Annotated in this window: 22 protein-coding genes; 15 read left to right on the forward strand and 7 right to left on the reverse strand. The window is 60.5% G+C overall.

Annotated features, from left to right (window positions below):
• Positions 1-212 precede the first annotated feature (212 nt).
• The 4 genes from HU755_RS12235 to HU755_RS12250 all read left to right on the forward strand — a co-directional run bounded on the left by HU755_RS12235 (position 213) and on the right by HU755_RS12250 (position 4,408).
• Positions 213-1,355 carry an ABC transporter ATP-binding protein gene (locus HU755_RS12235; RefSeq protein ID WP_186632871.1) on the forward strand — a complete coding sequence of 381 codons (1,143 nt, stop codon included), beginning with the start codon at positions 213-215 and terminating at the stop codon, positions 1,353-1,355.
• A complete protein-coding gene (locus HU755_RS12240) occupies positions 1,352-2,266 on the forward strand; it encodes an ABC transporter permease subunit (RefSeq protein ID WP_186632874.1) in 915 nt (304 codons plus the stop codon). Before HU755_RS12235 ends, HU755_RS12240 begins: the two co-directional genes overlap by 4 nt.
• Positions 2,263-3,135: an ABC transporter permease subunit gene (locus HU755_RS12245; protein ID WP_186632877.1), complete on the forward strand. Its 873-nt coding sequence runs from the start codon at positions 2,263-2,265 to the stop codon at positions 3,133-3,135. Before HU755_RS12240 ends, HU755_RS12245 begins: the two co-directional genes overlap by 4 nt.
• 175 nt (positions 3,136-3,310) lie before the next feature.
• A complete protein-coding gene (locus tag HU755_RS12250; protein WP_186632880.1) occupies positions 3,311-4,408 on the forward strand; it encodes a polyamine ABC transporter substrate-binding protein in 1,098 nt (365 codons plus the stop codon).
• Positions 4,409-4,655: 247 nt separating this feature from the next.
• Here HU755_RS12250 and thpR read toward each other — a convergent pair whose 3' ends face one another.
• A complete protein-coding gene (gene thpR, locus HU755_RS12255) occupies positions 4,656-5,195 on the reverse strand; it encodes an RNA 2',3'-cyclic phosphodiesterase (RefSeq protein WP_186632883.1) in 540 nt (179 codons plus the stop codon).
• A gap of 108 nt (positions 5,196-5,303) precedes the next feature.
• Between thpR and HU755_RS12260 the strand changes: the two genes are divergently transcribed.
• Positions 5,304-5,498, forward strand: a complete 195-nt coding sequence (locus HU755_RS12260; RefSeq protein WP_186632885.1) for a hypothetical protein — start codon at positions 5,304-5,306, stop codon at positions 5,496-5,498.
• 466 nt (positions 5,499-5,964) lie between these two features.
• On the opposite strand, the gene HU755_RS12265 is transcribed toward HU755_RS12260, so the two are convergent.
• On the reverse strand, positions 5,965-7,047 hold the full coding sequence (locus HU755_RS12265) for a hypothetical protein (RefSeq protein WP_186632888.1): 1,083 nt from the start codon (positions 7,045-7,047) through the stop codon (positions 5,965-5,967).
• A gap of 336 nt (positions 7,048-7,383) precedes the next feature.
• Between HU755_RS12265 and HU755_RS12270 the strand changes: the two genes are divergently transcribed.
• Entirely contained in the window at positions 7,384-7,656 is a 273-nt protein-coding gene (locus HU755_RS12270; protein ID WP_186632997.1) for a hypothetical protein, read from the forward strand.
• Between the two features lie 48 nt (positions 7,657-7,704).
• On the opposite strand, the gene HU755_RS12275 is transcribed toward HU755_RS12270, so the two are convergent.
• Positions 7,705-7,911 (reverse strand): hypothetical protein, encoded by a 207-nt coding sequence (locus HU755_RS12275; RefSeq protein ID WP_186551619.1) that lies wholly within the window; start codon positions 7,909-7,911, stop codon positions 7,705-7,707.
• A 243-nt stretch (positions 7,912-8,154) separates the two neighbouring features.
• Between HU755_RS12275 and HU755_RS12280 the strand changes: the two genes are divergently transcribed.
• The 4 genes from HU755_RS12280 (at position 8,155) to paoC (ending at position 13,963) form a co-directional block, all read left to right on the forward strand.
• Positions 8,155-9,906 carry an L-lactate permease gene (locus tag HU755_RS12280; RefSeq protein WP_186632891.1) on the forward strand — a complete coding sequence of 584 codons (1,752 nt, stop codon included), beginning with the start codon at positions 8,155-8,157 and terminating at the stop codon, positions 9,904-9,906.
• Positions 9,907-10,191: 285 nt separating this feature from the next.
• A complete protein-coding gene (gene paoA / locus HU755_RS12285; protein ID WP_186551621.1) occupies positions 10,192-10,815 on the forward strand; it encodes an aldehyde dehydrogenase iron-sulfur subunit PaoA in 624 nt (207 codons plus the stop codon).
• Complete coding sequence (locus HU755_RS12290) at positions 10,812-11,768, forward strand: xanthine dehydrogenase family protein subunit M (protein ID WP_186632894.1); 957 nt, start codon at positions 10,812-10,814, stop codon at positions 11,766-11,768. Before paoA ends, HU755_RS12290 begins: the two co-directional genes overlap by 4 nt.
• Positions 11,765-13,963, forward strand: coding sequence for an aldehyde oxidoreductase molybdenum-binding subunit PaoC (gene paoC, locus HU755_RS12295; RefSeq protein ID WP_186632897.1), 2,199 nt, complete (start codon positions 11,765-11,767; stop codon positions 13,961-13,963). Before HU755_RS12290 ends, paoC begins: the two co-directional genes overlap by 4 nt.
• A 154-nt stretch (positions 13,964-14,117) precedes the next feature.
• Here paoC and HU755_RS12300 read toward each other — a convergent pair whose 3' ends face one another.
• A complete protein-coding gene (locus HU755_RS12300; RefSeq protein ID WP_186551624.1) occupies positions 14,118-15,077 on the reverse strand; it encodes an aldo/keto reductase in 960 nt (319 codons plus the stop codon).
• A gap of 111 nt (positions 15,078-15,188) precedes the next feature.
• On the opposite strand from HU755_RS12300, the gene HU755_RS12305 reads away from it, so the two are divergent.
• A complete protein-coding gene (locus tag HU755_RS12305; protein ID WP_186632900.1) occupies positions 15,189-15,959 on the forward strand; it encodes an alpha/beta hydrolase in 771 nt (256 codons plus the stop codon).
• Positions 15,960-16,205: 246 nt separating this feature from the next.
• Positions 16,206-17,072, forward strand: a complete 867-nt coding sequence (locus tag HU755_RS12310; protein ID WP_186632903.1) for a CAP domain-containing protein — start codon at positions 16,206-16,208, stop codon at positions 17,070-17,072.
• A gap of 1 nt (position 17,073) precedes the next feature.
• Here the strand turns inward: HU755_RS12310 and HU755_RS12315 are convergent, their stop codons facing one another.
• Positions 17,074-17,877, reverse strand: a complete 804-nt coding sequence (locus HU755_RS12315; RefSeq protein WP_186632906.1) for an OBAP family protein — start codon at positions 17,875-17,877, stop codon at positions 17,074-17,076.
• Positions 17,878-18,315: 438 nt separating this feature from the next.
• Between HU755_RS12315 and HU755_RS12320 the strand changes: the two genes are divergently transcribed.
• Positions 18,316-18,744: a nuclear transport factor 2 family protein gene (locus tag HU755_RS12320; protein ID WP_186632910.1), complete on the forward strand. Its 429-nt coding sequence runs from the start codon at positions 18,316-18,318 to the stop codon at positions 18,742-18,744.
• An 89-nt stretch (positions 18,745-18,833) separates the two neighbouring features.
• Here HU755_RS12320 and mqo read toward each other — a convergent pair whose 3' ends face one another.
• A complete protein-coding gene (mqo, locus tag HU755_RS12325; RefSeq protein ID WP_186632913.1) occupies positions 18,834-20,483 on the reverse strand; it encodes a malate dehydrogenase (quinone) in 1,650 nt (549 codons plus the stop codon).
• Between the two features lie 462 nt (positions 20,484-20,945).
• Here mqo and HU755_RS12330 point away from each other — a divergent pair, with 462 nt between their 5' ends.
• Positions 20,946-21,377 carry a nuclear transport factor 2 family protein gene (locus tag HU755_RS12330; protein ID WP_186632916.1) on the forward strand — a complete coding sequence of 144 codons (432 nt, stop codon included), beginning with the start codon at positions 20,946-20,948 and terminating at the stop codon, positions 21,375-21,377.
• Between the two features lie 152 nt (positions 21,378-21,529).
• Here the strand turns inward: HU755_RS12330 and HU755_RS12335 are convergent, their stop codons facing one another.
• Positions 21,530-23,143, reverse strand: a complete 1,614-nt coding sequence (locus tag HU755_RS12335) for a methyl-accepting chemotaxis protein (protein WP_186632919.1) — start codon at positions 23,141-23,143, stop codon at positions 21,530-21,532.
• A 243-nt stretch (positions 23,144-23,386) separates the two neighbouring features.
• Between HU755_RS12335 and sodC the strand changes: the two genes are divergently transcribed.
• Positions 23,387-23,908, forward strand: a complete 522-nt coding sequence (sodC, locus tag HU755_RS12340) for a superoxide dismutase family protein (RefSeq protein ID WP_186632921.1) — start codon at positions 23,387-23,389, stop codon at positions 23,906-23,908.
• Position 23,909 lies beyond the last annotated feature (1 nt).

The following is a 23,909-nucleotide window of genomic DNA, read 5'->3' on the forward strand; positions in this document are numbered from 1 at the left end:
GTTCAGTCAGGCATGCGCAATCCCCTTGTAGGAGTGAGCCTGCTCGCGATAGCAATAGACCAGTCAACAGAGATGTCGACTGACATGGCCTCATCGCGAGCAGGCTCACTCCTACAGGGGATGCGTAAAGACTGAAATTGCACTTACAGGCTTGCAATCCACTTAAGCCCGGCCACATTGGCCAGGCAACTGAAACCTGTTGGGAGTTTCACATGGCAAACGCCTCCAGCACTTACAGGAAGGCACTTGAAGGTCATCAGCAACCGAAAAAGGTGCTGGTGAAGGTCGATCGTGTCACCAAGAAGTTCGACGAAACCGTCGCCGTGGACGATGTGTCCCTGGAAATCCATCAGGGCGAGATTTTCGCCCTGCTCGGCGGCTCCGGTTCAGGCAAATCGACCCTGCTGCGCATGCTCGCCGGTTTCGAGCGGCCGACCGAGGGGCGGATTCTGCTTGATGGCGTCGACATCACCGACATGCCGCCGTACGAACGGCCGATCAACATGATGTTCCAGTCCTACGCGCTGTTCCCGCATATGACGGTCGCGCAGAACATCGCCTTCGGCCTCAAGCAGGACCGTTTGCCCGCCAGCGAAATCGATGCCCGCGTCGAAGAAATGCTGCGCCTGGTGCACATGACCCAGTACGCCAAACGCCGCCCGCATCAGTTGTCCGGCGGTCAGCGCCAGCGCGTCGCCCTCGCCCGCTCACTGGCCAAACGGCCGAAGCTGCTGCTGCTCGACGAGCCGATGGGGGCGCTGGATAAAAAGCTGCGTTCGCAGATGCAACTGGAGCTGGTCGAGATCATCGAGCGCGTCGGCGTGACTTGCGTGATGGTCACCCATGACCAGGAAGAAGCCATGACCATGGCCGAGCGCATCGCGATCATGCACCTGGGCTGGATCGCGCAGATCGGCAGCCCGGTCGACATTTATGAAGCGCCGGTCAGCCGCATGGTCTGTGAGTTCATCGGCAACGTGAACGCCTTTGACGGCACCGTGGTGGAAGACCTCGAAGGCCACGCGATCATTCACAGCCCGGATTTGCAGCAGAAGATCTACGTCGGTCACGGCGTCAGCACCTCGGTGCAGGACAAGTCGATCACCTACGCGATCCGCCCGGAAAAAATGCTCGTCAGCACCACCCAGCCCGAAGGCCGCTACAACTGGTCCGAAGGCAAGGTGCATGACATCGCCTACCTCGGTGGCCACTCGGTGTTCTACGTCGAGCTGCCCGGCGGCAAGGTCGTTCAGTCGTTCATGGCCAACGCCGAACGCCGTGGCGCGCGGCCGACCTGGGACGACAAGGTCTACGTCTGGTGGGAAGACGACAGCGGCGTGGTACTGCGCTCATGAGAACCTTCAATCAGCAATTCCTGCGCCTGGTGCCCAGCGGACGAAAACTGGTGATCGGCATTCCGTTCATCTGGCTGTTCCTGTTCTTCATGCTGCCGTTTTTTCTGGTGATGAAGATCAGCTTCTCGGAAGCGGCGCTGTCGATCCCGCCGTACTCAGAGATCTACACCTTCGCCGAGCAGAAATTCCAGCTGCTGCTGAACATCGGCAATTACACCCTGCTGGGTGAAGACGAGCTGTACCTGTCGGCGTACCTCGGCTCGCTGAAGGTCGCGGCGCTGAGCACGCTGATGTGCCTGGTGATCGGCTTCCCGATGGCCTATGCAATCACCAGGACCGGCAAGGAAACGCAAAACGTCCTGCTGCTGTTGATCATGATGCCGACGTGGACGGCGATTCTGATCCGCGTGTATGCGTGGATGGGCATCCTCAGCAACAACGGCCTGCTTAACGGTTTTCTGATGTGGACCGGGCTGACCGATCACCCGATCGAGATCCTCAACACCAATACCGCCGTCTATATAGGAGTCGTGTACGCGTATCTGCCGTTCATGGTCCTGCCGCTCTACGCCAATCTGGTCAAGCACGACAACAGCCTGCTGGAAGCCGCGCAGGATCTGGGGTCGAGCAACTTCAACAACTTCTGGAAAATCACCGTGCCGTTGGCCAAAAACGGCATCATTGCAGGCTGCATGCTGGTGTTCATTCCGGTGGTCGGTGAGTTCGTGATTCCGGAACTGCTCGGCGGCCCGGAGACCCTGATGATCGGTCGCGTGCTGTGGCAAGAGTTTTTCAATAACCGCGACTGGCCGGTGGCGTCCGCCCTGGCGGTGGTGATGCTGTTGATCCTGATTGTGCCGATTCTGCTGTTCAACCGCAGCCAGGCCAAAGAGATGGAGGCACGGGGATGAAACGCTTCAATTTTTCGAAATTCATGCTGATCTTCGGCTTGATGTTCATCTATCTGCCGATGCTGATCCTGGTCATTTACTCGTTCAACGCCTCGAAACTGGTGACGGTCTGGGGCGGCTGGTCGGTGAAGTGGTATGTCGGCCTGCTCGACAACACGCAACTGATGGGTTCTGTGGTGCGCTCACTGGAAATCGCCTGCTACACCGCGATTGCGGCGGTGGCGCTGGGCACGCTGGCGGCGTTCGTGCTGACCCGCGTGACGCGCTTCAAGGGCCGTACGCTGTTCGGTGGGCTGGTGACGGCGCCGTTGGTGATGCCTGAGGTGATTACCGGTCTGTCGTTGTTGCTGCTGTTCGTGGCGATGGCGCAGTTGATCGGCTGGCCGCAGGAACGTGGCATCGTGACGATCTGGATCGCCCACACCACGTTTTGTGCCGCTTATGTAGCAGTGGTGGTCTCCGCCCGTCTGCGGGAACTGGACCTGTCTATCGAAGAAGCGGCAATGGATCTCGGCGCCAAACCGTTCAAGGTGTTTTTCCTGATCACCATTCCGATGATCGCGCCGTCGCTGGCGGCAGGCGGGATGATGTCTTTCGCCCTCTCGCTGGACGACCTGGTGCTGGCGAGTTTCGTTTCCGGGCCGGGTTCCACCACCCTGCCGATGGAAGTGTTCTCGGCGGTGCGTCTGGGCGTCAAGCCTGAGATCAACGCCGTGGCCAGCCTGATTCTGCTGGCGGTGTCGCTGGTAACTTTCCTCGTCTGGTACTTCGGCCGTAAGGCTGAAGCCAACCGCAAGCGGGCGATTCAGGAAGCGATGGAGCAGACCGCGAACGAGTCGTGGCAGCCGCAACGTGCGGCGACCGCCTAAGCAACATTGATGAACAACTGTGGCGAGGGAGCTTGCTCCCGCTTGAGTGCGCAGCGCTCACAGCTTTTTGGGTCTGCTGCGCAGCCCAGCGGGAGCAAGCTCCCTCGCCACAAAGTTCTGTGTACATCAGGATTTTCGGTTTGTGTTTTTGAATAAGAAGAATGGAGTTGTACCGATGAAAATGTTTGGCAGGACTCTGCTGACACTGTCCTTAACGGGCGCAATGGTCATGGGCGCCCAGGCCAACGACAAGGTGCTGCGTGTTTACAACTGGTCCGATTACATCGCGCCAGACACCGTGAAGAAGTTTGAAGACGAAACCGGCATCCGCGTGACCTACGACGTTTTCGACAGCAACGAAACCCTTGAGGCGCGCTTGCTGGCGGGTAAATCCGGTTACGACATTGTCGTGCCGTCGAACAGTTTTCTGGCCAAGCAGATCAAGGCCGGCGTTTACCAGCCGCTGGACAAATCAAAACTGCCGAACTGGAAGAATCTCAACCCGGTGCTGCTGAAAAACGCCGCCGCCAGCGATCCGGACAACGCCCATGCGTTCCCGTACATGTGGGGCTCGATCGGCATCGGTTTTAATCCGTCCAAGGTCAAGGAAGTACTCGGCGCCAACGCCCCTACCAATTCCTGGGATTTGCTGTTCAAGCCGGAAAACGCCGAGAAGCTAAAAGCCTGCGGCATCAGTTTCCTCGATTCGCCGACCGAAATGCTTCCGGCCGCCCTGCATTACCTGGGCTATCCGGTGAACGACAGGGACAAGGCCCACATCGCCGAAGCCGAAGCGCTGTTCATGAAGATCCGTCCCTACGTGGCGTATTTCCATTCCTCCAAGTACATCTCGGATCTGGCCAATGGCAACATCTGCGTGGCCGTCGGTTACTCCGGCGACGTGTTGCAGGCCAAGGCCCGCGCGGTGGAATCGGGCAACCACGTGGTGATCGACTACAGCATTCCCAAGGAAGGCGCCGGCAGCTTCTACGACATGGTCGCCATCCCGCGCGATGCGGCGAACGTCGACAATGCCTATCTGTTCATGGATTTCCTGATGCGGCCTGACATCATCGCCGAAGTCACCAACAGCATCGGCTACAGCAACGCCAACGCCGCCGCGACGCCGTTGGTCGATGAAGCGATCCGCAACGAACCGGGCTCGTACCCGTCGCAAGCGGTGATGGCGACGCTGTATGCGGTGCCGGATCAGCCGATTGCTACGCAGCGGATCATGACCCGGGGTTGGACCCGGGTGAAGCTCGGCAAATAAGCACGCCAGTGATCAAAATGTAGGAGTGAGCCTGCTCGCGATAGCGGTGTGTCAGCCAACTGCGATACTGAATGTGCTGACGCATTCGCGAGCAAGCCCGCTCCCACAATAAATCGGTGTTGTGCCGGAAAACGTATTCCGTTCACGCAGCGCCTTACCACCGCTGCACTCTGCTCTGAACGGCCTCACCCGGCTCCCTCGGCTCGGGTGAATTTGCAGGCGCCTTCGGGCGCCTTTTTTTATGCGGTCAGATCAGCGACCAGTCCTGCAACATCCGATAGCGCCCCTTGTGTGATTCGAACAAAGCGAAGCGTTCAGCGCGCAGCAAGAATTCCGGCGGCGTGCTTACTTCCGGTTCCGCTGCTCGGAATTCGCGCGCCAGGGTCAGGTGCGGGCGGAACTCACGGGTGGACTCTTCAAAGCCGAATGGCAACATCGCCTGCTCCAGGGCGTAGACCAGACGCAACAACGCCGGCGGTGCCTGCTCGGGTGCCAGCGATAAAACCCCCGCACGTTGCCAGACCTGCAAACGATCCAGCGTAACCCTCAACGCCTGCCCCGGCGTGCGCACGCTGCCAGCCGCTTCGCAGACGCCATGAATCTGCGCTAACGGCACCGCGCCGAGAAACAGCAGGGTCAGATGAAAATTGTCGGCCGGCACCGGTTTACCGCTTCGCAAAGCCAACTGCGCACGCCATTGCGCAATCGCCTTGCGCTGAGCCGGCGGGCAGCCGAGGGCGAAAAACAGCCGCTTCGACGGTTCGTCCCTGCGCACCTCATCCATCATCGCCCTGCCCCCTTCGCTCATTGTGATACGTGCGATTCTACACAGCCTGTTCTGACGACTTGCGACAGGAAGCTATAGTTCAAGGATTGCCAACAACCGGAGGCTGCCATGCGCGAGATCCTCAGCAAAGAACCCTGGTGGGCCCGGCCACCACATCCCGGACAGGACGAAAGCGAACTGGTATGGGGATGGCTGGTGCACTACAGCGAGGGTGAACCCCGCTTTGAATTCGTGCGCGACAGGCCCACCGACGAGCAGATTCGCAACCGCAAGAGTTGCCGCACCACCCCCTCACCCGAGTGAATACAGCCCGTGAACACTCATCCTGTGGGAGCGAGCCTGCTCGCGAATGCAGTGTGTCAGTTGGCAAAAAAGTGACTGATTCACCGCCTTCGCGAGCAAGCCCGCTCCCACAGGGTCTTGTTGTGTAATGACTATTTCGGCAATCCACAGATCGTGTGGGAGTGGGCTTGCCCGCGAATGCGGTGTGTCAGTTGGGAAAAAGGTGACTGATTCACCGCCTTCGCGAGCAGGCTCGCTCCCACAGGGTCTTGTTGTGTGATGACTATTTCGGCAATCCACAGATCATGTGGGAGCGGGCTTGCCCGCGAATGCAGTGTGTCAGTTCGCAGAAACGTGACTGATTCACCGCCTTCGCGAGCAGGCTCGCTCCCACAGGGTCTTGTTGTGTAATGACTATTTCGGCAATCCACAGATCGTGTGGGAGTGGGCTTGCCCGCGAAAGCGGTGGTTCAGACACCGACTTCTTTCATTCTCCTTGCATGCCGGCTTCGATCGGTTGACTGATCGACTGCCCCGGACGCCATTCGACACGGTTCACCCCCAGCCCCACCGGCGACTCATCAGCCGCACCGAGACTGCGCTCGATGTGCCCGGCCATGTGCAGCGTGCCAGCCATGACCCCGGTCGTCGGGTTTTGCACCAGCTTCAGCCAGGCCTTGTCGAAGGTATTGCCCAGACTGCTGCGAATCAGCGCTTCGCTGTCGGGGCGGTCGTTGGCCTGGATAATTGCGCGAATACCGGCCACCCCCACTGAGATCATCGCCCCGGCCAGCTTTCCCGCGGCAGCGGCTACTGCGCTGGCCGCGCCGCGCGGGGCCATTTCCGCTTCGATGCGCTGGCTGGCGCGCTTGGCGACCGGGGCCATCGCCGCATCGGTAGAGGAAATGCCCTTGGCGCCGCCGTCGGTGTGGATCTTGTCAATCAGCGCGGCATAGGCCGGCAGGGTGTTCAGCGGCTCGGTGCTGATCACCTTGAACAAGGAAGCATCCCGCGCCGGCGGTGGCCCGAGGGCGATGGCCGGGATCTTCTGCAAACGACCATTGAGCTGCGCCACCGGCACGCCATAGCGCTGGGCGATGAGCGGCATCTGCTGCGCCATCAGCTGCGCATAGAACGCCGTGGCCTGGGCAAGAATCGCATCCGGATCGATCTCTACAGCGACGGGTGCCAACACTCTTTCCTGATATTGCTCAAGCAGATACGCCGCCAGCCGTTTCGCCGAAGCGTCCTGCTCGCCGCCGGCGCTGATTGTGTACCAACTGACCTTCATCGACAGCCATTCCTGGGTCCAGTAGCTGCTGAACCACGGGATGAAATTTTCTTCAGTTTGCTGATAGACCCGCGTGCGCCAATGTTCCATCGAACCACGGGCGAATAGCTTGACCTGCTCGGTGGCCTGCTGCGAGGCGCTGAGGATGTCGCGGTCGATTTGCTGCCAGGTTTGCGGTGACACCACCACGGTTTGCGGCGCACTCACCGGCGCCCGGGCCGAAGAGGCGCAGCCGGCCAGCAGAAACAGTGCGACGACGACCAGCGCGCGCGGGTTCACGGTGGTGGTGTCCTTTGGATGAGGGAGGTGCTGATTTGAGTATAGGTGGGTCAGTAAAAGGTGATGGTGGATGCAACGGCCTCTTCGCGAGCAGGCTCGCTCCCACAGGTTGGAACGCATTTCAAATGTGGGAGCGGGCTTGCTCGCGAAGGCGGAGTGTCAGGTACCACATGCATTGACTGACACACTGCCTTCGCGAGCAAGCCCGCTCCCACAGGGGATCTTCGCTAACCATCACTATTGTCGATATTCACCATCGCCACGATTGCCTTCCGCCCATCGTTCATGAAAGGCACGATTAGCGCATCCGACACACAACGAGGCGTTCACATGAAGATGCATACCCCAATCACCCTCTGCGTGAGTTTCCCGGTGTTCGGCAGCAACTACTACGAACAGCATGTGGTGAACCGCAAGGTGCCGACCCTGGTGTTCAACGAAGATTTCGAAGACCTGCTGATGCCCGCCGCGAGCAATCATTTCAGCAATGAAGTGGTCGGCCTCAACGATCAGTTCCGTTTTCTGAGCGACATCCTCGCCACCCATTTGCTGGACATCGAGGCCGCCGTGCCTGCGCGATCCAGCGTCCGGGCGAGCGCTCATTTTTAACCGTTGAGGGCGTTCCCCTTTCGGGTAAACGCCCTCTTTTTCATTCAATCAGTCATCGTCGCGATCACGGTAATAACGACGCCCGTCGCGGCGATCGTCATCGCGGTCATCCCAGCGCCGGTCATGATCGTAATAGCGGCCATGATCACGGTCGTAATGCCGGCCATGCCGGTGGTCATCATCAAAGTCTGCAATACAGCCGCCGAGCAGTACGGCGGCGCAAACGGTCAGCAGCATCGTTGTCGCGCGCTTCATTCAACACTTCCCTAAAACCAAGGTCTTGACGACGGAAATCGCCGCGCTGCCCGTGTCTTCGAAACACGCTGCGCGCAGCCGCAGATACGACCGGGCAATCGGTCGATGATTCAGTGGCCATTATCGACCGTTTGTCGCCCCGCCTGCGCTGACCGAACAGCGGCGAAATGCCTCCTATACTGCTTGCAACCAACCCCCACGCAACGGATCTGCGCCCTCAATAACAACAAGCAGAGGTGGACCATGGTCTGGCAGCAAATTTATGACCCGTTCGGCAACCCGGTGCTCTCCACATTGATGGCCGCCGTGCCGGTGGTGGTGATGCTCGCGGCACTGGCGTTTTTTCACGTCAAGGCGCATCTGGCAGCGTTGCTGGCGCTGGCTTCAGCGTTGCTCATTTCGATCTTTGCCTTCGACATGCCGGCGGGCATGGCCGGTTCGGCGGCGTTGTTCGGCGCGGCGAATGGCCTGCTGCCGATCGGCTGGATCGTCCTTAACATCATCTTTTTGCATCGCCTGACCACCGAGAACGGTTCGTTCAAAGTGCTGCAGGACTCTCTGGCGCGCATCACCGATGACCGCCGTTTGCAGCTGTTGCTGATCGCCTTCTGCTTCGGCGCGTTTTTCGAAGGCGCGGCGGGCTTCGGCACCCCGGTGGCGGTGACCGGGGCGATTCTGATCGGCCTGGGTTTTTCGCCGCTGGCCGCATCGGGCCTGGCGCTGATCGCCAATACTGCGCCGGTCGCGTTTGGTGCGCTGGGCACGCCGATCATCACCTTGGCGAAAGTCACCGGGCTGGACGAAATGGAGCTGTCGATGATGGTCGGGCGGCAGTTGCCATTCTTTTCGGTGCTGGTGCCGTTCTGGTTGATCTGGGCCTTTGCCGGGTGGCGCAAGATGCTTGAGGTATGGCCGGCGATTCTGGTGGCCGGCGTCAGTTTCGCCATCCCGCAATTCGTCGTGTCGAACTACCACGGGCCGATGCTGGTGGATGTGATCGCCGCGCTGATTTCCATGGCCTGTCTGACGCTGTTTTTGAAAGTCTGGAAACCGGCGAGCATTCACACCTCGGCGGCGCTGTCCGGCCGCGTCGACGATTCAAAGGTTGATGAAGAAAACATCACCGCCAGCGCCGCGTTCAGCGATCAGGCGCGCCCGGCGGTGATGCGCGCATGGATGCCGTGGATCATCCTCACCGTGTTCGTGTTTGCATGGGGCACCCAGGGTTTCAAAAACATGTTCGATACGCGCCCGGTGATTGATCCGGTCACGCAGTCGGCCAAGCTTGATGCGCAAGGCAAACCCATGCGCGAGGCCAATCCGCTCTTCGCCCCGGCAGTGACCTTTACCAGCCTCCACCTGCAGATCGAAAAAGTCCCGCCAGTGGTCGCGGCACCGAAAGCCGAGGAAGCGGTGTACAAATTCACTTGGCTGACCGCGACCGGCAGCGGGATTTTGCTGGCGGCGATCGTGGGCGGCTTGCTGATGGGCTATTCGATCCCGCAGTTGATCAGGCAGTACCTGCGCACGTTGTGGGTGGTGCGGTTTTCGCTGATCACCATTGCGGCGATGCTCGCGCTGGGCTTTCTCACGCGGTATTCGGGGCTGGATGCGACGATGGGGCTGGCGTTCGCCGCGACGGGGATTTTCTACCCGATGTTCGGCACCCTGCTCGGTTGGCTCGGGGTGGCACTGACCGGCTCCGATACCGCGTCGAACGTGCTGTTCGGCGGTTTGCAACGGGTGACCTCGGAACAGCTCGGGATCAGCCCGGTGCTGATGGCGGCAGCGAACAGTTCCGGCGGCGTGATGGGCAAAATGGTCGACGCGCAATCCATCGTCGTCGCCTCCACGGCGACCCGCTGGTACGGACATGAGGGCGAGATCCTGCGTTACGTGTTCTTCCACTCCATCGTGCTGGCGATCCTGGTTGGCGGGCTGGTGACATTGCAGGCGTATGTGCCGCCGTTTACCTCGATGGTAGTAGGGCATTAACTGGAAAACACATCTCCCCTGTAGGAGCGAGCCTGCTCGCGATAGCGGTCTGTCAGTCAAATCAGTATCAACTGACGGACCGCTATCGCGAGCAGGCTCACTCCTACAGGGGGGTTTGTGTTGTTTTGAAGATTGATGAATCCAGCACATAACCCTTTAGCGCAAATCCGACAAAACCTTTTCCCCTCTCCGGCGGTCACTCCTTAACGAGACTGGCATGCATGCCGGCGCGCCCCTTTGGGCCTTTTTGCAATCCTGCCGCCCGATGAGACAAGGAATCGAATCATGCCGATTTCCCGACGCAACTTCATGATCCTCGGCGCCGTAACCGCGACGGCGTTCGCAATGCCCCCTTTCATCAGCCTCAAGGCCTACGCGGCCAGTCTGGAGCAACCGGCCATGAGCAAAGTCACCCTGCACGTCAACGGTAAACCGCAAACGCTGGATGTCGACAACCGCACCACCCTGCTCGATGCCCTGCGCGAACACCTGCACCTGACCGGCACCAAGAAAGGCTGCGACCACGGCCAGTGCGGCGCCTGCACGGTGATCGCCGACGGGCGGCGGATCAATGCCTGCCTGACCCTGGCGGTCATGCACGAGGGCAGCGAGGTCACCACCATTGAAGGCCTCGGCATGCCGGACAAACTGCATCCGATGCAAGCCGCATTCATCAAGCACGACGGTTATCAATGCGGCTATTGCACGCCGGGGCAGATCTGCTCGGCGGTCGCCGTGCTCAAGGAAATCCGCGACGGCATTCCCAGCCACGTCAGCCCGAGCCTGACCGAGCCGCCGAAGCTGATCGCCGCCGAATTGCAGGAGCGCATGAGCGGCAACATCTGCCGCTGCGGCGCTTACTCGAACATCATCGAAGCCATCACTGAAGTCGCGGAGGTGCCGGCATGAGAGCCTTCAATTACAGCCGCGCCGACTCGCCTGCCGCAGCCGCCGCACAAGCTGCGCAAGTCCAGGGCGCGAAGTTCATCGCCGGCGGCACCAACCTGCTCGACCTGATGAAACTCGACATCGAAACCCCGGTGCACCTGATCGACATCAACCACCTCGGCCTGGATCAGATCGAAGCCACGCCCGAGGGCGGCCTGCGCATCGGCGCATTGGTGCGCAACACCGATCTGGCCGCCGATGCGCGGGTGCGCAAGGATTACGCCCTGCTTTCCCGCGCCCTGCTCGCCGGCGCGTCGGGGCAACTGCGCAACATGGCGACCACCGCCGGCAACCTGTTGCAGCGCACCCGCTGCCCGTACTTTTACGACACGCACCAAGCCTGCAACAAACGCAATCCCGGCAGCGGCTGCGCAGCCATCGGCGGGGTCACACGGCAATTGGCGATCATCGGCGTCAGTGACGCGTGCATTGCCACCCACCCAAGCGACATGGCCATCGCCATGCGCGCCCTCGATGCGCAGATTGAAACGGTGAAACCCGACGGCAGCACGCGCAGTATCCCGATGGCTGACTTTCATCAGTTGCCGGGCAACACACCGAATATCGAAACCAGCCTCGCGCCCGGCGAATTCATTACCGCCGTAACGCTGCCGCCTCCGGTCGGTGGCACGCACATTTATCACAAGGTGCGCGACCGCTCGTCCTACGCCTTTGCGCTGGTCTCGGTGGGTTTGATCTTGCAAAAGGACGGCAGCGGCCGCGTGGCGGTCGGCGGCATCGCGCCGAAACCGTGGCGGGTCGAAGCGGCAGACGCGCTGTTGCCCAAAGGCGCAAAAGCGGTCAGCGAACGCCTGCTCGAAGGCGCGACACCTACCGCTGACAACCAATTCAAACTGACACTGGTCGAGCGCACGCTGGCCTCGGTGTTGGCGCAAGCGAGGGAAACGGCATGAAATTCGACACGCCCGCCACCACCAACCCCATCGACCGCCTGAAGGTCGTCGGCCAACCCACCGAGCGCATCGAAGGTCCGCTGAAAACCAGTGGCCAGGCCACTTATGCCTACGAGCAACATGAGGCAGCAGCCAACCAGGCTTACGGCTTCATGGTCGATTCGGCCATCGCCAAAGGCCGGATCAAAGCGATTCATCTGGACGAGGCCAAAGCCGCGCCGGGCGTGCTGGCGATCGTCACCGCCGAGAACGCCGGCAAGCTCGCCAAGGGCGATTACAACGCCGCGCACCTGCTCGCCGGGCCTGAAGTCCAGCACTATCAGCAGGCCGTCGCACTGGTCGTCGCCGAGACCTTCGAACAAGCCCGCGCCGCCGCGCAATGGGTCAAGGTTGATTACGAAACCACGGAAGGCAAGTTCGATCTGGCCAGCGTCAAAGATCTGGGCGTCGAGCCGAAAGACGAGTTGCCTGACGTCAATCACGGTGATTTTGACAAGGCGTTTGCCGCGGCGCCGGTGCAGTTCGATCAGACCTACACCACCCCTGACCAGTCCCACGCGATGATGGAACCGCACGCGACACTGGCCGCATGGGAAGGCGATCAGCTGACCGTGTGGACGTCGAACCAGATGGTCGCCTGGAGTGTCGGTGACATCGCGAAAACCCTCGGCCTGCCGAAGGAAAATGTCCGTTTGGTCTCGCCGTACATCGGCGGTGGTTTTGGCGGCAAGTTGTTCATCCGCGCCGACGTGATCCTGGCCGCCCTCGGCGCGCGCATGGCCGGCAGACCGGTGAAAGTCGCCCTGGCCCGCCCGCAGATGGCGAATAACACCACCCACCGCCCGGCGACGATTCAGCGCATCCGCATGGCTGCAACCGCTGACGGCAAGCTCACGGCCATTGCCCACGAAGGCTGGTCGGGCAACCTGGCGGACGGCAAGGTCGAACTCGCCGCGCAGCCGAGCCAACTGCTCTACGCCGCGCAAAACCGCCGCGTCAGCATGCGCCTGGCGCCGCTCGACTTGCCTGAGGGCAACGCCATGCGCGCGCCCGGCGAAGCGCCGGGGCTGATGGTGCTGGAAATCGCCATGGACGAAATGGCCGAACAGCTGAACATGGACCCGGTGCAATTTCGCATTCTCAACGACACCCAGGTCGATCCGGTGAAAACCGAGCGGCCATTCTCCCAACGCCAACTGATCAAATGCCTGCAGACCGGTGCCGAGAAGTTCGGCTGGAATCAGCGCAAGGCGAAGCCGGGCACGCACCGAGAAGGCCGTTGGCTGATCGGCGTGGGCGTCGCCGCGGCGTTTCGCAACAACCTGCTGGTCAAGTCCGGCGCCCGCGTACGGCTGGAGCGCGATGGCAAAGTCGTCGTGGAAACCGACATGACCGACATCGGCACCGGTAGCTACACGATCATCGCGCAGACGGCGGCCGAAATGATGGGCGTTGGCCTCGATGATGTGGTGGTGCGTCTGGGTGATTCAAACTTCCCGGTGTCAGCCGGCTCCGGCGGCCAGTTCGGCGGTAACTGCTCGACCGCAGGCGTCTACGCTGCCTGCGTAAAACTGCGCGAAGCGGTGGCGGCCAGACTGGGGCTGGCGGCAGATCAGGCCGAATTCGTCGACGGGCAAGTGCGCGTCGGCAGCCAAAGCCTGCCGCTGCGCAACGCGGCGGCAAACGGCGCACTGGTCGGCGAGGACAGCATCGAGTTCGGTGATCTGGCCGAGAAATACCAGCAATCGACCTTCGGCGCGCACTTTGTCGAAGTCGCCGTCGATGCCGCCACCGGCGAAGTGCGCGTGCGGCGCATGCTTGCGGTATGCGCTGCCGGGCGGATTCTCAACCCGACGTCGGCGCGCAGTCAGGTGATCGGCGCGATGACCATGGGCGTCGGCGCCGCATTGATGGAAGAATTGGCGGTGGACAAACGCCTGGGCTTTTTCGTCAACCATGATCTGGCTGGATATGAAGTGCCGGTGCATGCCGACATTCCCCATCAGGAAGTGATTTTCCTGGATGAAACCGACCCGATTTCTTCGCCGATGAAGGCCAAGGGTGTCGGTGAGTTGGGGATTTGCGGCGTGAGTGCGGCAGTGGCAAATGCGATCTATAACGCCACCGGGGCGCGAGTCAGGGAGTATCCGATTACGCTGGACAAGCTTCTTGATTCGTTGCCGGAGATGATCTGAAAACGTCCCTGTGGGCGCTGCGATTTTTTGATCTTCAAAGCAAGATCAAAAGATCGCAGCCTCGTTGCACTCGACAGCTCCTACAGGTGGCGCCACTACGGTAATTGCGTTGTTGCTCGAAGCGTTGCGCTGGGGCAGCAACGTTTGTGCGGGGTCAGCCCACCAGTGCAATCAACTGATGCCGCTGCGCATCGGTCAGCATCGGCCCGAATCCCGCCCCGGCGTTATCGGCCATGTAACGCGGATTGCCGGTCCCCGGAATCACACAGGTCACCGCTGGATGTGCCAGCAAAAATTTCAGCGCCAGTTGCGGCCAACTGTTGACCTGCACATCCGAGACCCACGCCGGCAGGGCTTTGCCCTTGAGCCGGGCGAGCAAATCGCCGCCACCAAACGGCCGGTTGCAAATCACCGCCACTCCACGTTCGCGGCAAAGCGGCAGAATGCGTTTCTCGACACCTCGGTCGTCGAGGGCGTAATTGATTTGCAGAAAATCGAGCTTTTCGGCTTTCAGGACGGCTTCAACTTCGTCGTAGGCCGAGGAGGTGTAATGCGTGATGCCGATATAGCGAATCCGTCCCTGCTCTTTCCATTCGCGCAGCGTCGGCAGGTGGGTTTTCCAGTCGAGCAGGTTATGGATCTGCATCAAGTCGATGCGTTCGGTTTGCAGCAGGTTGAACGACTGCTCCATCTGCGCGATGCCCTCCTCGCGTCCACGGGTCCACACTTTGGTTGCCAGAAAGGCCGGCGAGCGCGGTTCGTGAATCGACAGCAACTCGCCGGTGGTCTGCTCGGCGCGGCCGTACATGGGCGAGCTGTCGACCACCGTGCCGCCCTTGCGAAACAGCTCGCTGAGTACCGCCGGTAACTGTTTGTAAGCCGGATCACCCGGGGCGACGTCGAAACCGCGATAAGTGCCCAACCCGACCATGGGCAGCGACTCGGAGCTGGAAGGGATGGTACGGGTCTGCATAGTCTGCTCTCCTGCCTTGTCCGGCGAAGTGAGGGTCGGCGGCAAGACAGCGGCCAGCGCTCGATCAACCGTAAAAACCGCCGTCGCCTCGGCAGCCAGCCTCAGCAAGCGACGACGGGAGTAACCCTCAGTGTGGCGCATGCGGGTCCTCCTGCTGCGCGGATCTGTTGCATGTTGTGTGCGACGGCTGTCAGGCGCAGTTGCTGAACTACACTGCGACAGCAAACCCCTCACCCCGTTAAAAGTAGCCGAATGTCCCGAACGCTGATGTCACTCGTCGTTTTCATCGTTGCCGTGTACCTGGTGCTGTGTGCGGCGCTGTTCGTGTTTCAGCGTTCGCTGATCTATTTTCCACAGCCTGCCGCAGTAACCTCTGAAGATACACGGCTGAAGCTGTCGATGCCGGACGCGGAGGTTTGGGTGACCACTCGCGAGCGCAGCGGATCGCGGGCACTGATCTATTTCGGCGGTAATGCCGAAGACGTTTCGCGCAATCTTGAGGAATTTGCCGAGGCGTTTCCCGATTACGCGCTGTATTTTTTGCACTATCGGGGCTTTGGCGGCAGCACTGGCTCACCTTCCGAAGCGGCGATTGCCGAAGATGCGCTGGCATTGTTCGATCAGGTGTATGCGAGCCACCCGCAAATTGCCGTGGTCGGACGAAGTCTGGGCTCGGGCGTGGCGGTGCGTCTGGTCAGCCAGCGGCCGGTGCAGAAGCTGATATTGGTGACGCCGTTCAACAGCCTCGAGGAAATCGCCGGGCAGCAATACCCATGGGTGCCGGTGAAGTGGTTACTCAAGGATCGTTTCGAATCGGGCAAGTACGCGGCGCATATCCGCGTGCCGACGTTGTTGTTGGCGGCCAGTGATGACGAAGTGATTGGACGCAGCAGCACGCAGCGGTTGTTCGAAAGTTTCCCTCAAGGCGTGGCGACGCTGAAGGTGGTACCGGATTCGGGGCATAACTCGATTTCCGGACGGGGAGAATATTGGCGGTGGATGGGGGATGTGTTGAATCGCTGAGGTCGGGCCTGAGTGAGGTGTTGTTTCCACTGGCCCTATCGCGAGCAGGCTCACTCCTACATTTGGAATGCCTTGCACTTGTAGGAGTGAGCCTGCTCGCGATGGCGTCGGTCCAGACGACACCATTATGCAAGTTTAAAAATGCCCCCGCCGCCCCTGAACCAAGTCCGCAAACCCCAGTCCTATTCGCGCCGCCCTGCGCGGCTCTCCCACTTTAGCGCTGTCCCCCCTTGAGCTGCCCGTCCCATGCGCCACGCCGTTCGTTCGTCTCGCCTGCTTTCGCTGTGCCTGCTGATTCTGTCGCCACTGCTTGTGCCAACCGTCCATGCCGGAGCGGAGCGACAACTGGTGGCCGCCATCAACGACTATCGTGCGCATCCGCAGCGCTGCGAGCGCCGGCCGGGACAACGCCTGGCGCCTCTGACGTTGCAGGCGAATCTGGCCTTGCCGATCGGCTATCGCTATGGCGGCGGCATGCGGGAAGCGTTGAAGTCGTCCGGGTATTCGGCCGTCGCGGTGCGCAGCATTCGCATTGTCGGTGCCGAGGACGCCGACGAGGCTTTCGACCTGTTGCAGAGTGATTACTGCGCCGCCTTGCTGGATGCCAGCTATGCCGATATCGGCGTCAGCCGTTCGCGCAATCAGTGGCAAGTGGTGCTCGCGCAACCGGTGCTCGACCGTCGCGTCGGCGATAACCGCAGCGTTGGCAAAGCCTTGCTCGCCGAGGTCAACGCCGCCCGCGCCCGTCCGCGGATGTGCGGACGCCAGCGTTTCGCCGCGGCCCGGCCACTGAGCTGGAATGCAGCACTGGGCGCAGCGGCACAGGGACACAGCAAAGCCATGGCGTATGGCAACTACTTTGCCCACCGCGACCCTGACGGCGACATGCCCGCCGATCGCGCCCGGGCTGCCGGTTATCGTGGTCGGCAAGTGGGCGAGAACATTGCCGCCGGACAAAGCTCGCCCGGCAAGGCGATGGCGGGCTGGCTGGCCAGCCCTGGCCATTGCGCCAACCTGATGAGCCCGATCTTCACGCAGGTGGGTGCGGGGTTCGCCAGTGAATCGCGCAGTGATAAGGGCGTCTACTGGACGATGCTGTTCGGCGCGCCGTAAGTCACGGCTGGCTGCGGGCGTTTTCATCGCCGGGGGTGGCCGGGCGCGGCATGAGGTGCTGGTGTCCGGTCGGATCCTTGATCTGCACAACGTTGCCCTTCTGCCAGGCGTCAGCCCCAGGCGCAACAGGCGCCGGTTTGATCCCGGCGCGAGCCTGTTTCTTCTCGGCGCTGTCGACGCCCAGACGCTGATCGCGCTGGCGGACCATTTGCGCATCCGCTTGACCGTCAGCAGTGAAGCCCATCATCAATTGCGGCACGCCCAAAGGCAGTTGCTTGTCCTGATCGGTGTGCCAGGTGTGCCAGGTCTTGCCGTAGGTATTGGCGAGTTTTTCCATCAGACGGGTTTCCGCCACTTGTGGAATGCCTGGCGCGATCAGCTGACCTGAGGTGACTTCGTGCGCGTGACTGTGCCACAGCGCCTTTTCCTTGGCAGGCAACTGCGTGAACAGACGCTGGCTGATGATGTACTCCACGCCCATCAACTTGGCTTCGGCGGTGTTGCCGTCGTAGATCACGCACTGAAACACTTCTTCGTTGAGCGCCGAACAGTAGTGATGCGCTTCCATCTGTGCGCCAGGATGGCCGTTATAGAAATGGAAGCCATCCAGGTACATGTTCAACGCACGGATCGGCGGCTTGTCCTGCAGCCATTGCGCGCCCACCTCAAGCATCTCCGTGTCGGACGCCTTGGATTGACCGGGCGACTGCACCGGTGACTCGGTGTTGCTCATCGCGCAACCGGTCAGGGCCGCAACCATCAAGCCCACGGGAACCCAACGTCCCTGCAAGGTCGTGCTACGCATGTTTCGCTCCTCGATCATTCAGTGGCGGGCTGGCTTGCCCTGTTCTGTAACTGAAAGCAGGAGAACGACAGAGTTCGAAAAAATGCGCCGGGATCAGACCGGAGAAATCGTTGCGAGGACACCAATCAGAATGGTCAGGGTCAGAAAACCGCCGAGAAAAAACGCCATCTTGTACATACAGCTCTCCTCAATGCCAAACCTGCGGTGCACCGGACGCTTCGGGATGAAGATTTGTCGCGAGTGACTGCACTGCCGGGCATTTTGAGCGTGTGGCTGTGTTAGATACAGAGGCAGATGAGACTGAAAAATACGGATCAGATGCGCATCTGATCCGCTTCCGACATAGGCAGGTATTCAGTTTGATATTCAAGGATTCCATTTCAGCCGGACTGATCTAGAGTCATTGCCGTCGAACAACAATAAAAAACAGGAGTGACCATGCCCGATCTCGCCTTATTGCCCAATGTCAGCGCATCCCTCGAGCGCTGGCACGAGATGATTCGCAGCGGCAATCTCACCGCCCTTCCCGAACTGCTTGATCCGCAAGCCGTGTTTCGCTCGCCCATGGCCCACACGCCCTACCCTGGCGCGCCGGTGGTGGCCATGATCCTTAACACCGTGTTCGAGGTCTTTGAGGATTTCACCTATCACCGCGAGCTGGCCACCGCCGATGGCTTGAACGTGATTCTTGAATTCAGCGCCAGGGTCGGTACGAAAGAACTCAAAGGCATCGACATGATTCGCTTCGACGGCAGCGGCAAGATTATCGAGTTTGAAGTGATGGTGCGGCCGCTGAGCGGGTTGCAGGCGTTGGGCGAGGAAATGGGCCGGCGGTTGGGTGCCTACCTGGCGAACGCGAAAATCTGAACTCACCCCTACGCTCCTTCCAAATCCAGGCCACAAAAAAACCCACTGACCGTCGCCGGTTCAGTGGGTTTTGTGTGTCAGGGTTCTAGTTACAGAGCCATGTCACGTGCAGCGCTTTCCTTCGGTGCCACAGCCTTCTGAGCCGCAGCGCCGGCTGCCGGAGCAGCGGCCTGACCGATCACCGGAGGCGTCGGCAGTTCGAGGATCTTGGCGGTGTAGGCCCACTCTGCGGCCACTTTGGCCGGATCGCTGTTCAGCTGGGTGCCGTAGCTAGGCACGATCTGGTGCAGCTTGGTCTGCCACTCAGGGGTCGCGACTTTGTCTTTGAAGACTTTCTTCAGCACGCTCAGCATGATTGGTGCAGCGGTCGACGCGCCTGGCGATGCGCCCAGCAGACCGGCGATGGAACCGTCTTGCGAGGTAACAATCTCGGTGCCCAGTTTCAGCACGCCGCCCGCGGCTTCATCACGCTTGATGATTTGCACGCGCTGGCCGGCTTGCCACAGACGCCAGTCTTCAGCCTTGGCGTTCGGGAAGTACTCCTTCAGCGCGTTCAGACGGTCTTCATCCGACAGCATCAGTTGACCGGCAAGGTACTCGACCAGCGGGTATTCCTTGATGCCGACCTTGGTCATTGGCCAGATGTTGTGGGTGGTGGTGCTGGTCAGCAGGTCCAGGTACGAGCCTTCCTTGAGGAACTTGGTGCTGAAGGTCGCGAACGGGCCAAACAGGATGACGCGCTTGCCGTCCAGAACACGGGTGTCCAGGTGCGGAACGGACATCGGTGGCGCGCCAACCGACGCTTTACCGTAGGCCTTGGCCAGATGCTGCTCGGCAATGGTCGGGTTCTCGGTCACCAGGAACGAGCCACCCACCGGGAAGCCTGCGTATTCCCTGGCTTCAGGAATGCCCGACTTCTGCAGCAGGTGCAGGGCACCGCCGCCAGCGCCGATGAACACGAACTTGGCGTCGGTTTCGGTTTTGCTGCCGTCCTTGAGGTTTTTGTAGCTGACGCGCCAGGTGCCGTCGGCGTTCTTGGTGATGTCCTCGACTTCGCTCGACAGTTTCAAGTCGAAGTTAGGCTTGGTCTGCAGGTGCGCGGCGAACTGGCGGGTGATTTCGCCGAAGTTCATGTCCGTTCCCAGCGGGCTCCAGGTGGCCGCGATTTTCTGGTTCGGGTCACGCCCTTCCATCATCAACGGGACCCACTTCTTGATCACAGCCGGGTCTTCGGAGTACTGCATGCCAGCGAACAGCGGGCTCGCTTGCAGGGCTTCGTAGCGCTTTTTCAGGAACTTGATGTTGTCATCGCCCCACACGAAGCTCATGTGCGGAGTTGTGTTGATGAACGAGCGCGGGTTCTTCAGAACGCCTTGCTGAACCTGCCAGGCCCAGAACTGACGGGACACCTGGAACGCTTCGTTGATCTCGACAGCTTTCGGGATCGTCACGTTACCTTTGTCGTCTTCCGGGGTGTAGTTCAGCTCGGCGAGCGCCGAGTGACCGGTACCGGCGTTGTTCCAGCCGTTGGAGCTTTCCAGGGCGACGCCATCGAGGCGCTCGACCATTTCCATCGACCAGCTCGGCTCCAGCTCATTGATCCACACACCCAAGGTGGTGCTCATGATGCCGCCGCCGATCAGCAGGACGTCAACTTTCTTTGCTTCTTCAGCATTGGCGGACGACATCCCCATCGCCAAAGCCAGCCCCAGCAAGGCTGTGTTCACTTTTTTAAACATCTGTTGCACCTATGATAAAACGCCTTCCGCCCGCCGCTGTTATCTGTATGCGCTCCGCTTGGCTGACGCTCAGGCTCGCGTCGCGGATGACGGCACACTTCAATATTGACGGGTGGGCACACAAGGCCGACATGCCGCATCGACCTCAGTTAATGTCCCTTCTGAACTGACTTCTTATCGTTATTGGCTTCAGCTGCTTGAGCGACAGGGATCCCGTCGGCCCGCCCCAAAAGGCAGGCCAACCGAATTAGGTCAAACCAAGTTGGCGCGAAGAATATCACGTCAGGGCAAACTCGCGCGTCGCTTCCTGACCTGAAAGTCTTTTTGCACTCAGGCACTTATCGGCCAACAAGCGCCGAACATGACCCGCCGACGCTGCACAATCCCGAAAGAACCTGCTACGTTGTACGATGACTGATGAATTCAGCAGTCAACAACCCATAACAACAAGGAAAATCTTCAATGAACAAGACCCGCCTCCTGATCGGTTTTCTCTGCGCCTTCAGCGGCTACGCCATCGCCGCCCCTGCCCCGGCCGAGAAAGATGTCGCCCAAGCGGTTGATCACCTGACCCAGGCGATGCTGCACAAGGACATCGCCGGGCTCAACGCACTCACCGCGCCCAACCTGACTTATGGCCACTCCAGCGGCAAAATCCAGGACAAAAAGGAATTCATCGCCGACATCGAAAGCGGCCGAAGTGCATTCAAGACCCTGGAAATGCAAAAGCAGACCATCACGCTGTCTGGCGATACCGCGCTGGTGCGTAACCATTTTTCCGCGCAGGCGTTGAAGGGTACCGAAGTGATTCCGACTGAGATCGAAAATTTTCAGATCTGGCAGAAGCAGGGTGGCAAGTGGTTGTTGATCGGGCGGCAGGCGTTCAAGTTCTGATTCAGACCCCATTGGCCTGAATGTGTGTTGGCCGGGCTGGCCTCTTCGCGAGCAAGCCCGCTCCCACAGGAGAACGCATTCCAATGTGGGAGCGGGCTTGCTCGCGAAGGCGGCCGGCCAGGCACTATAAAACCGCCTGACTCAACTGAATTTCAAAGCCGAAACCGATCCACCGACTGCGCCAACTGCCCCGCCAGATTCGACAACTCATCTGTCGTCGTAGCTGTCTGCCCGATCACCCGGCTATTGCCCTCGGACATCCCGGCAATCGTTTCCACCTGATGAGCAATCTCATTGCTGGCGTGACTCTGCTCGCCAATGGTGCGGGTGATGTCGTTGACCAGTTGCGTGGTGTTCAGTGTGGCTTCAAGGATTTCGCGAATTGCCCGCTCCACCTCGGCCGTCACTGCCATGCCCTTGTCGACTTGCGCCACGCCGGCTTCCATGCTGCTGACCGCCTCACGGGTGCTGCTCTGGATGCGCGCAACCATCGCGGCGATTTCCTGGGTCGAGGCGCTGGTGCGCGCCGCCAGGCTGCGCACTTCATCGGCCACCACGGCAAAGCCGCGGCCCTGTTCGCCGGCGCGTGCGGCTTCAATTGCGGCATTGAGCGCCAGCAGGTTGGTCTGGTCGGCGATGCTCTTGATCACTTGAATGATGTTGAAGATCGCCTCGGATTCCTGGTCCAGCGTGCGAATCACCTGCGCCGACTGTTGCGCCGAACGCGCAATGTCGTCCATGTCGCTGACCACTTGATGAATCACCCCGCCGCCCTCCTTGGCCAGGGTTTCGGCCTGATTGGCCATGTGCAGGGCACGTTCGGCGTGGCGGGTGATTTCTTCGATGCTGGCGGTCATCTGGCTGGCGGCGGCCGCCATCGTACCGGCGGCGACACTTTGTTGCTGGCTGCTGTCGGCGACCTGATGGCAGCCCTGACTGAGTTGCTCGCTCATGCCGCTGACGCCGTGGGCGTTGCGCCGCACCACATCGATCATGTTGCGCAAATCCCGTTGCATCGTCGCCAGCGTGCGGATCAGAACACTGGCTTCGTCTTTACCGGCGGGTTCGATGATCGGTTCGCTGAGATTGCCATGGGCGATGCTTTCAGCAATGCGACTGGCAGATTTGAGCGGGCCCATGATACTCAGGATGACCCAGCGCCCCTGCCCCAGCAGCAACACCAGGCCAGCAATCAGCACCACGCCCAACGCGAGGTTGGCGTGGCGGATGGCAACTTCGGTGCCTTCGCTGGTGTGCAGGGTGTTGCTTTCGATCAGTTCGCTGAGCGCGCCCATTTGCTCTTCGAGCTGGGTAAACGCGCTATTGAAGGTGCCAAGCTGTTGCTGGGCAGCGTCCGGATTGTCCAGCGCCACCGCGACGATCTGTTCGCCGGTCTTGATGTAGGTGTCGAGGCTCGGCTTGATTTGCTCCAGCGCCGTGCGCAAGGTCGGGTTGATCGGCAGTTTCAGGTTGTCTTCGAGCACTTGGTGAAAATGCCCGGCGTGCTCGGCAATCGACTCACGCACTTCAGCGGCGGTACTGGTGCTTTTGCCCAGGCCGACCAGCAGCGCCGAATAAACATCGGCGCGCAGGGCGTCGTGCATCATGTCCGCTTCCATGTGGTTGCGCAGCGCACTCATGCTGGCGGCATTGTCGCTGACGGCGGCAGCCATCCGCTGGTTACCGACATAACTGACCAGACTCACGATCAGCGCCGTCAACAGACTGGTCGCAATCAGCAACACCAAACGCAGTTTGATCGACACCGTGGAATCTCCCCTGGACACGCGGAATTGCGCTTGTCGGGTTTCAGTTAAGCCTATTTCGCTATACCTGCCGACACAGAGCGTATCGGCTGATGTCAGCACCGACTTGAATCCGGCAAAACTTTTGCTTTGAGCGGCCAGTCACATTTTGCAGCGCCGATGGATTCGCCTTCATCGCCGGTTAACTCAGGCAAGGTATCGAGTCCGTCGTCAAGAACACTCATGCAGCTAAAGGAAACGCTAATGAAACCCGCATTGTGGTTAGGTCTGCTCGGCACCTTCGCCATCGGTTCGGCACAGGCAGCAACGGAAAAAGTCGCGATCAACCTGGTCAGTGCCGACGGTGCGCCGCAGGCGATCGGCTCGATCACGGTCAGCGAGACCCCGTATGGTCTGCTGTTCACGCCCGATCTGAAATCGCTGCCGGCCGGCGTTCACGGCTTTCACGTCCATGAAAACGGCAGTTGCGAGGCCGGCGTGAAGGACGGCGTCAAAGGTGCCGCGTTGGCGGCGGGCGGGCATTTTGATCCGCAGAAAACCGGCAAGCACCTCGGTCCATACGCCGACGGCCATCTGGGGGACTTGCCAGCGGTGTACGTGACGGCGGACGGCGTGGCTAACTATCCGGTGCTCGCCCCGCGCCTGAAGAAAATCGCCGAGATCGAAGGCCACGCGCTGATGATTCACGCCGGTGGCGACAACCATTCCGATACGCCCAAACCACTGGGCGGTGGCGGCGATCGCATGGCTTGTGGGGTGATCTGAG

Source organism: Pseudomonas sp. SWRI111, from assembly GCF_014268555.1.
Taxonomy (GTDB): domain Bacteria; phylum Pseudomonadota; class Gammaproteobacteria; order Pseudomonadales; family Pseudomonadaceae; genus Aquipseudomonas; species Aquipseudomonas hamedanensis.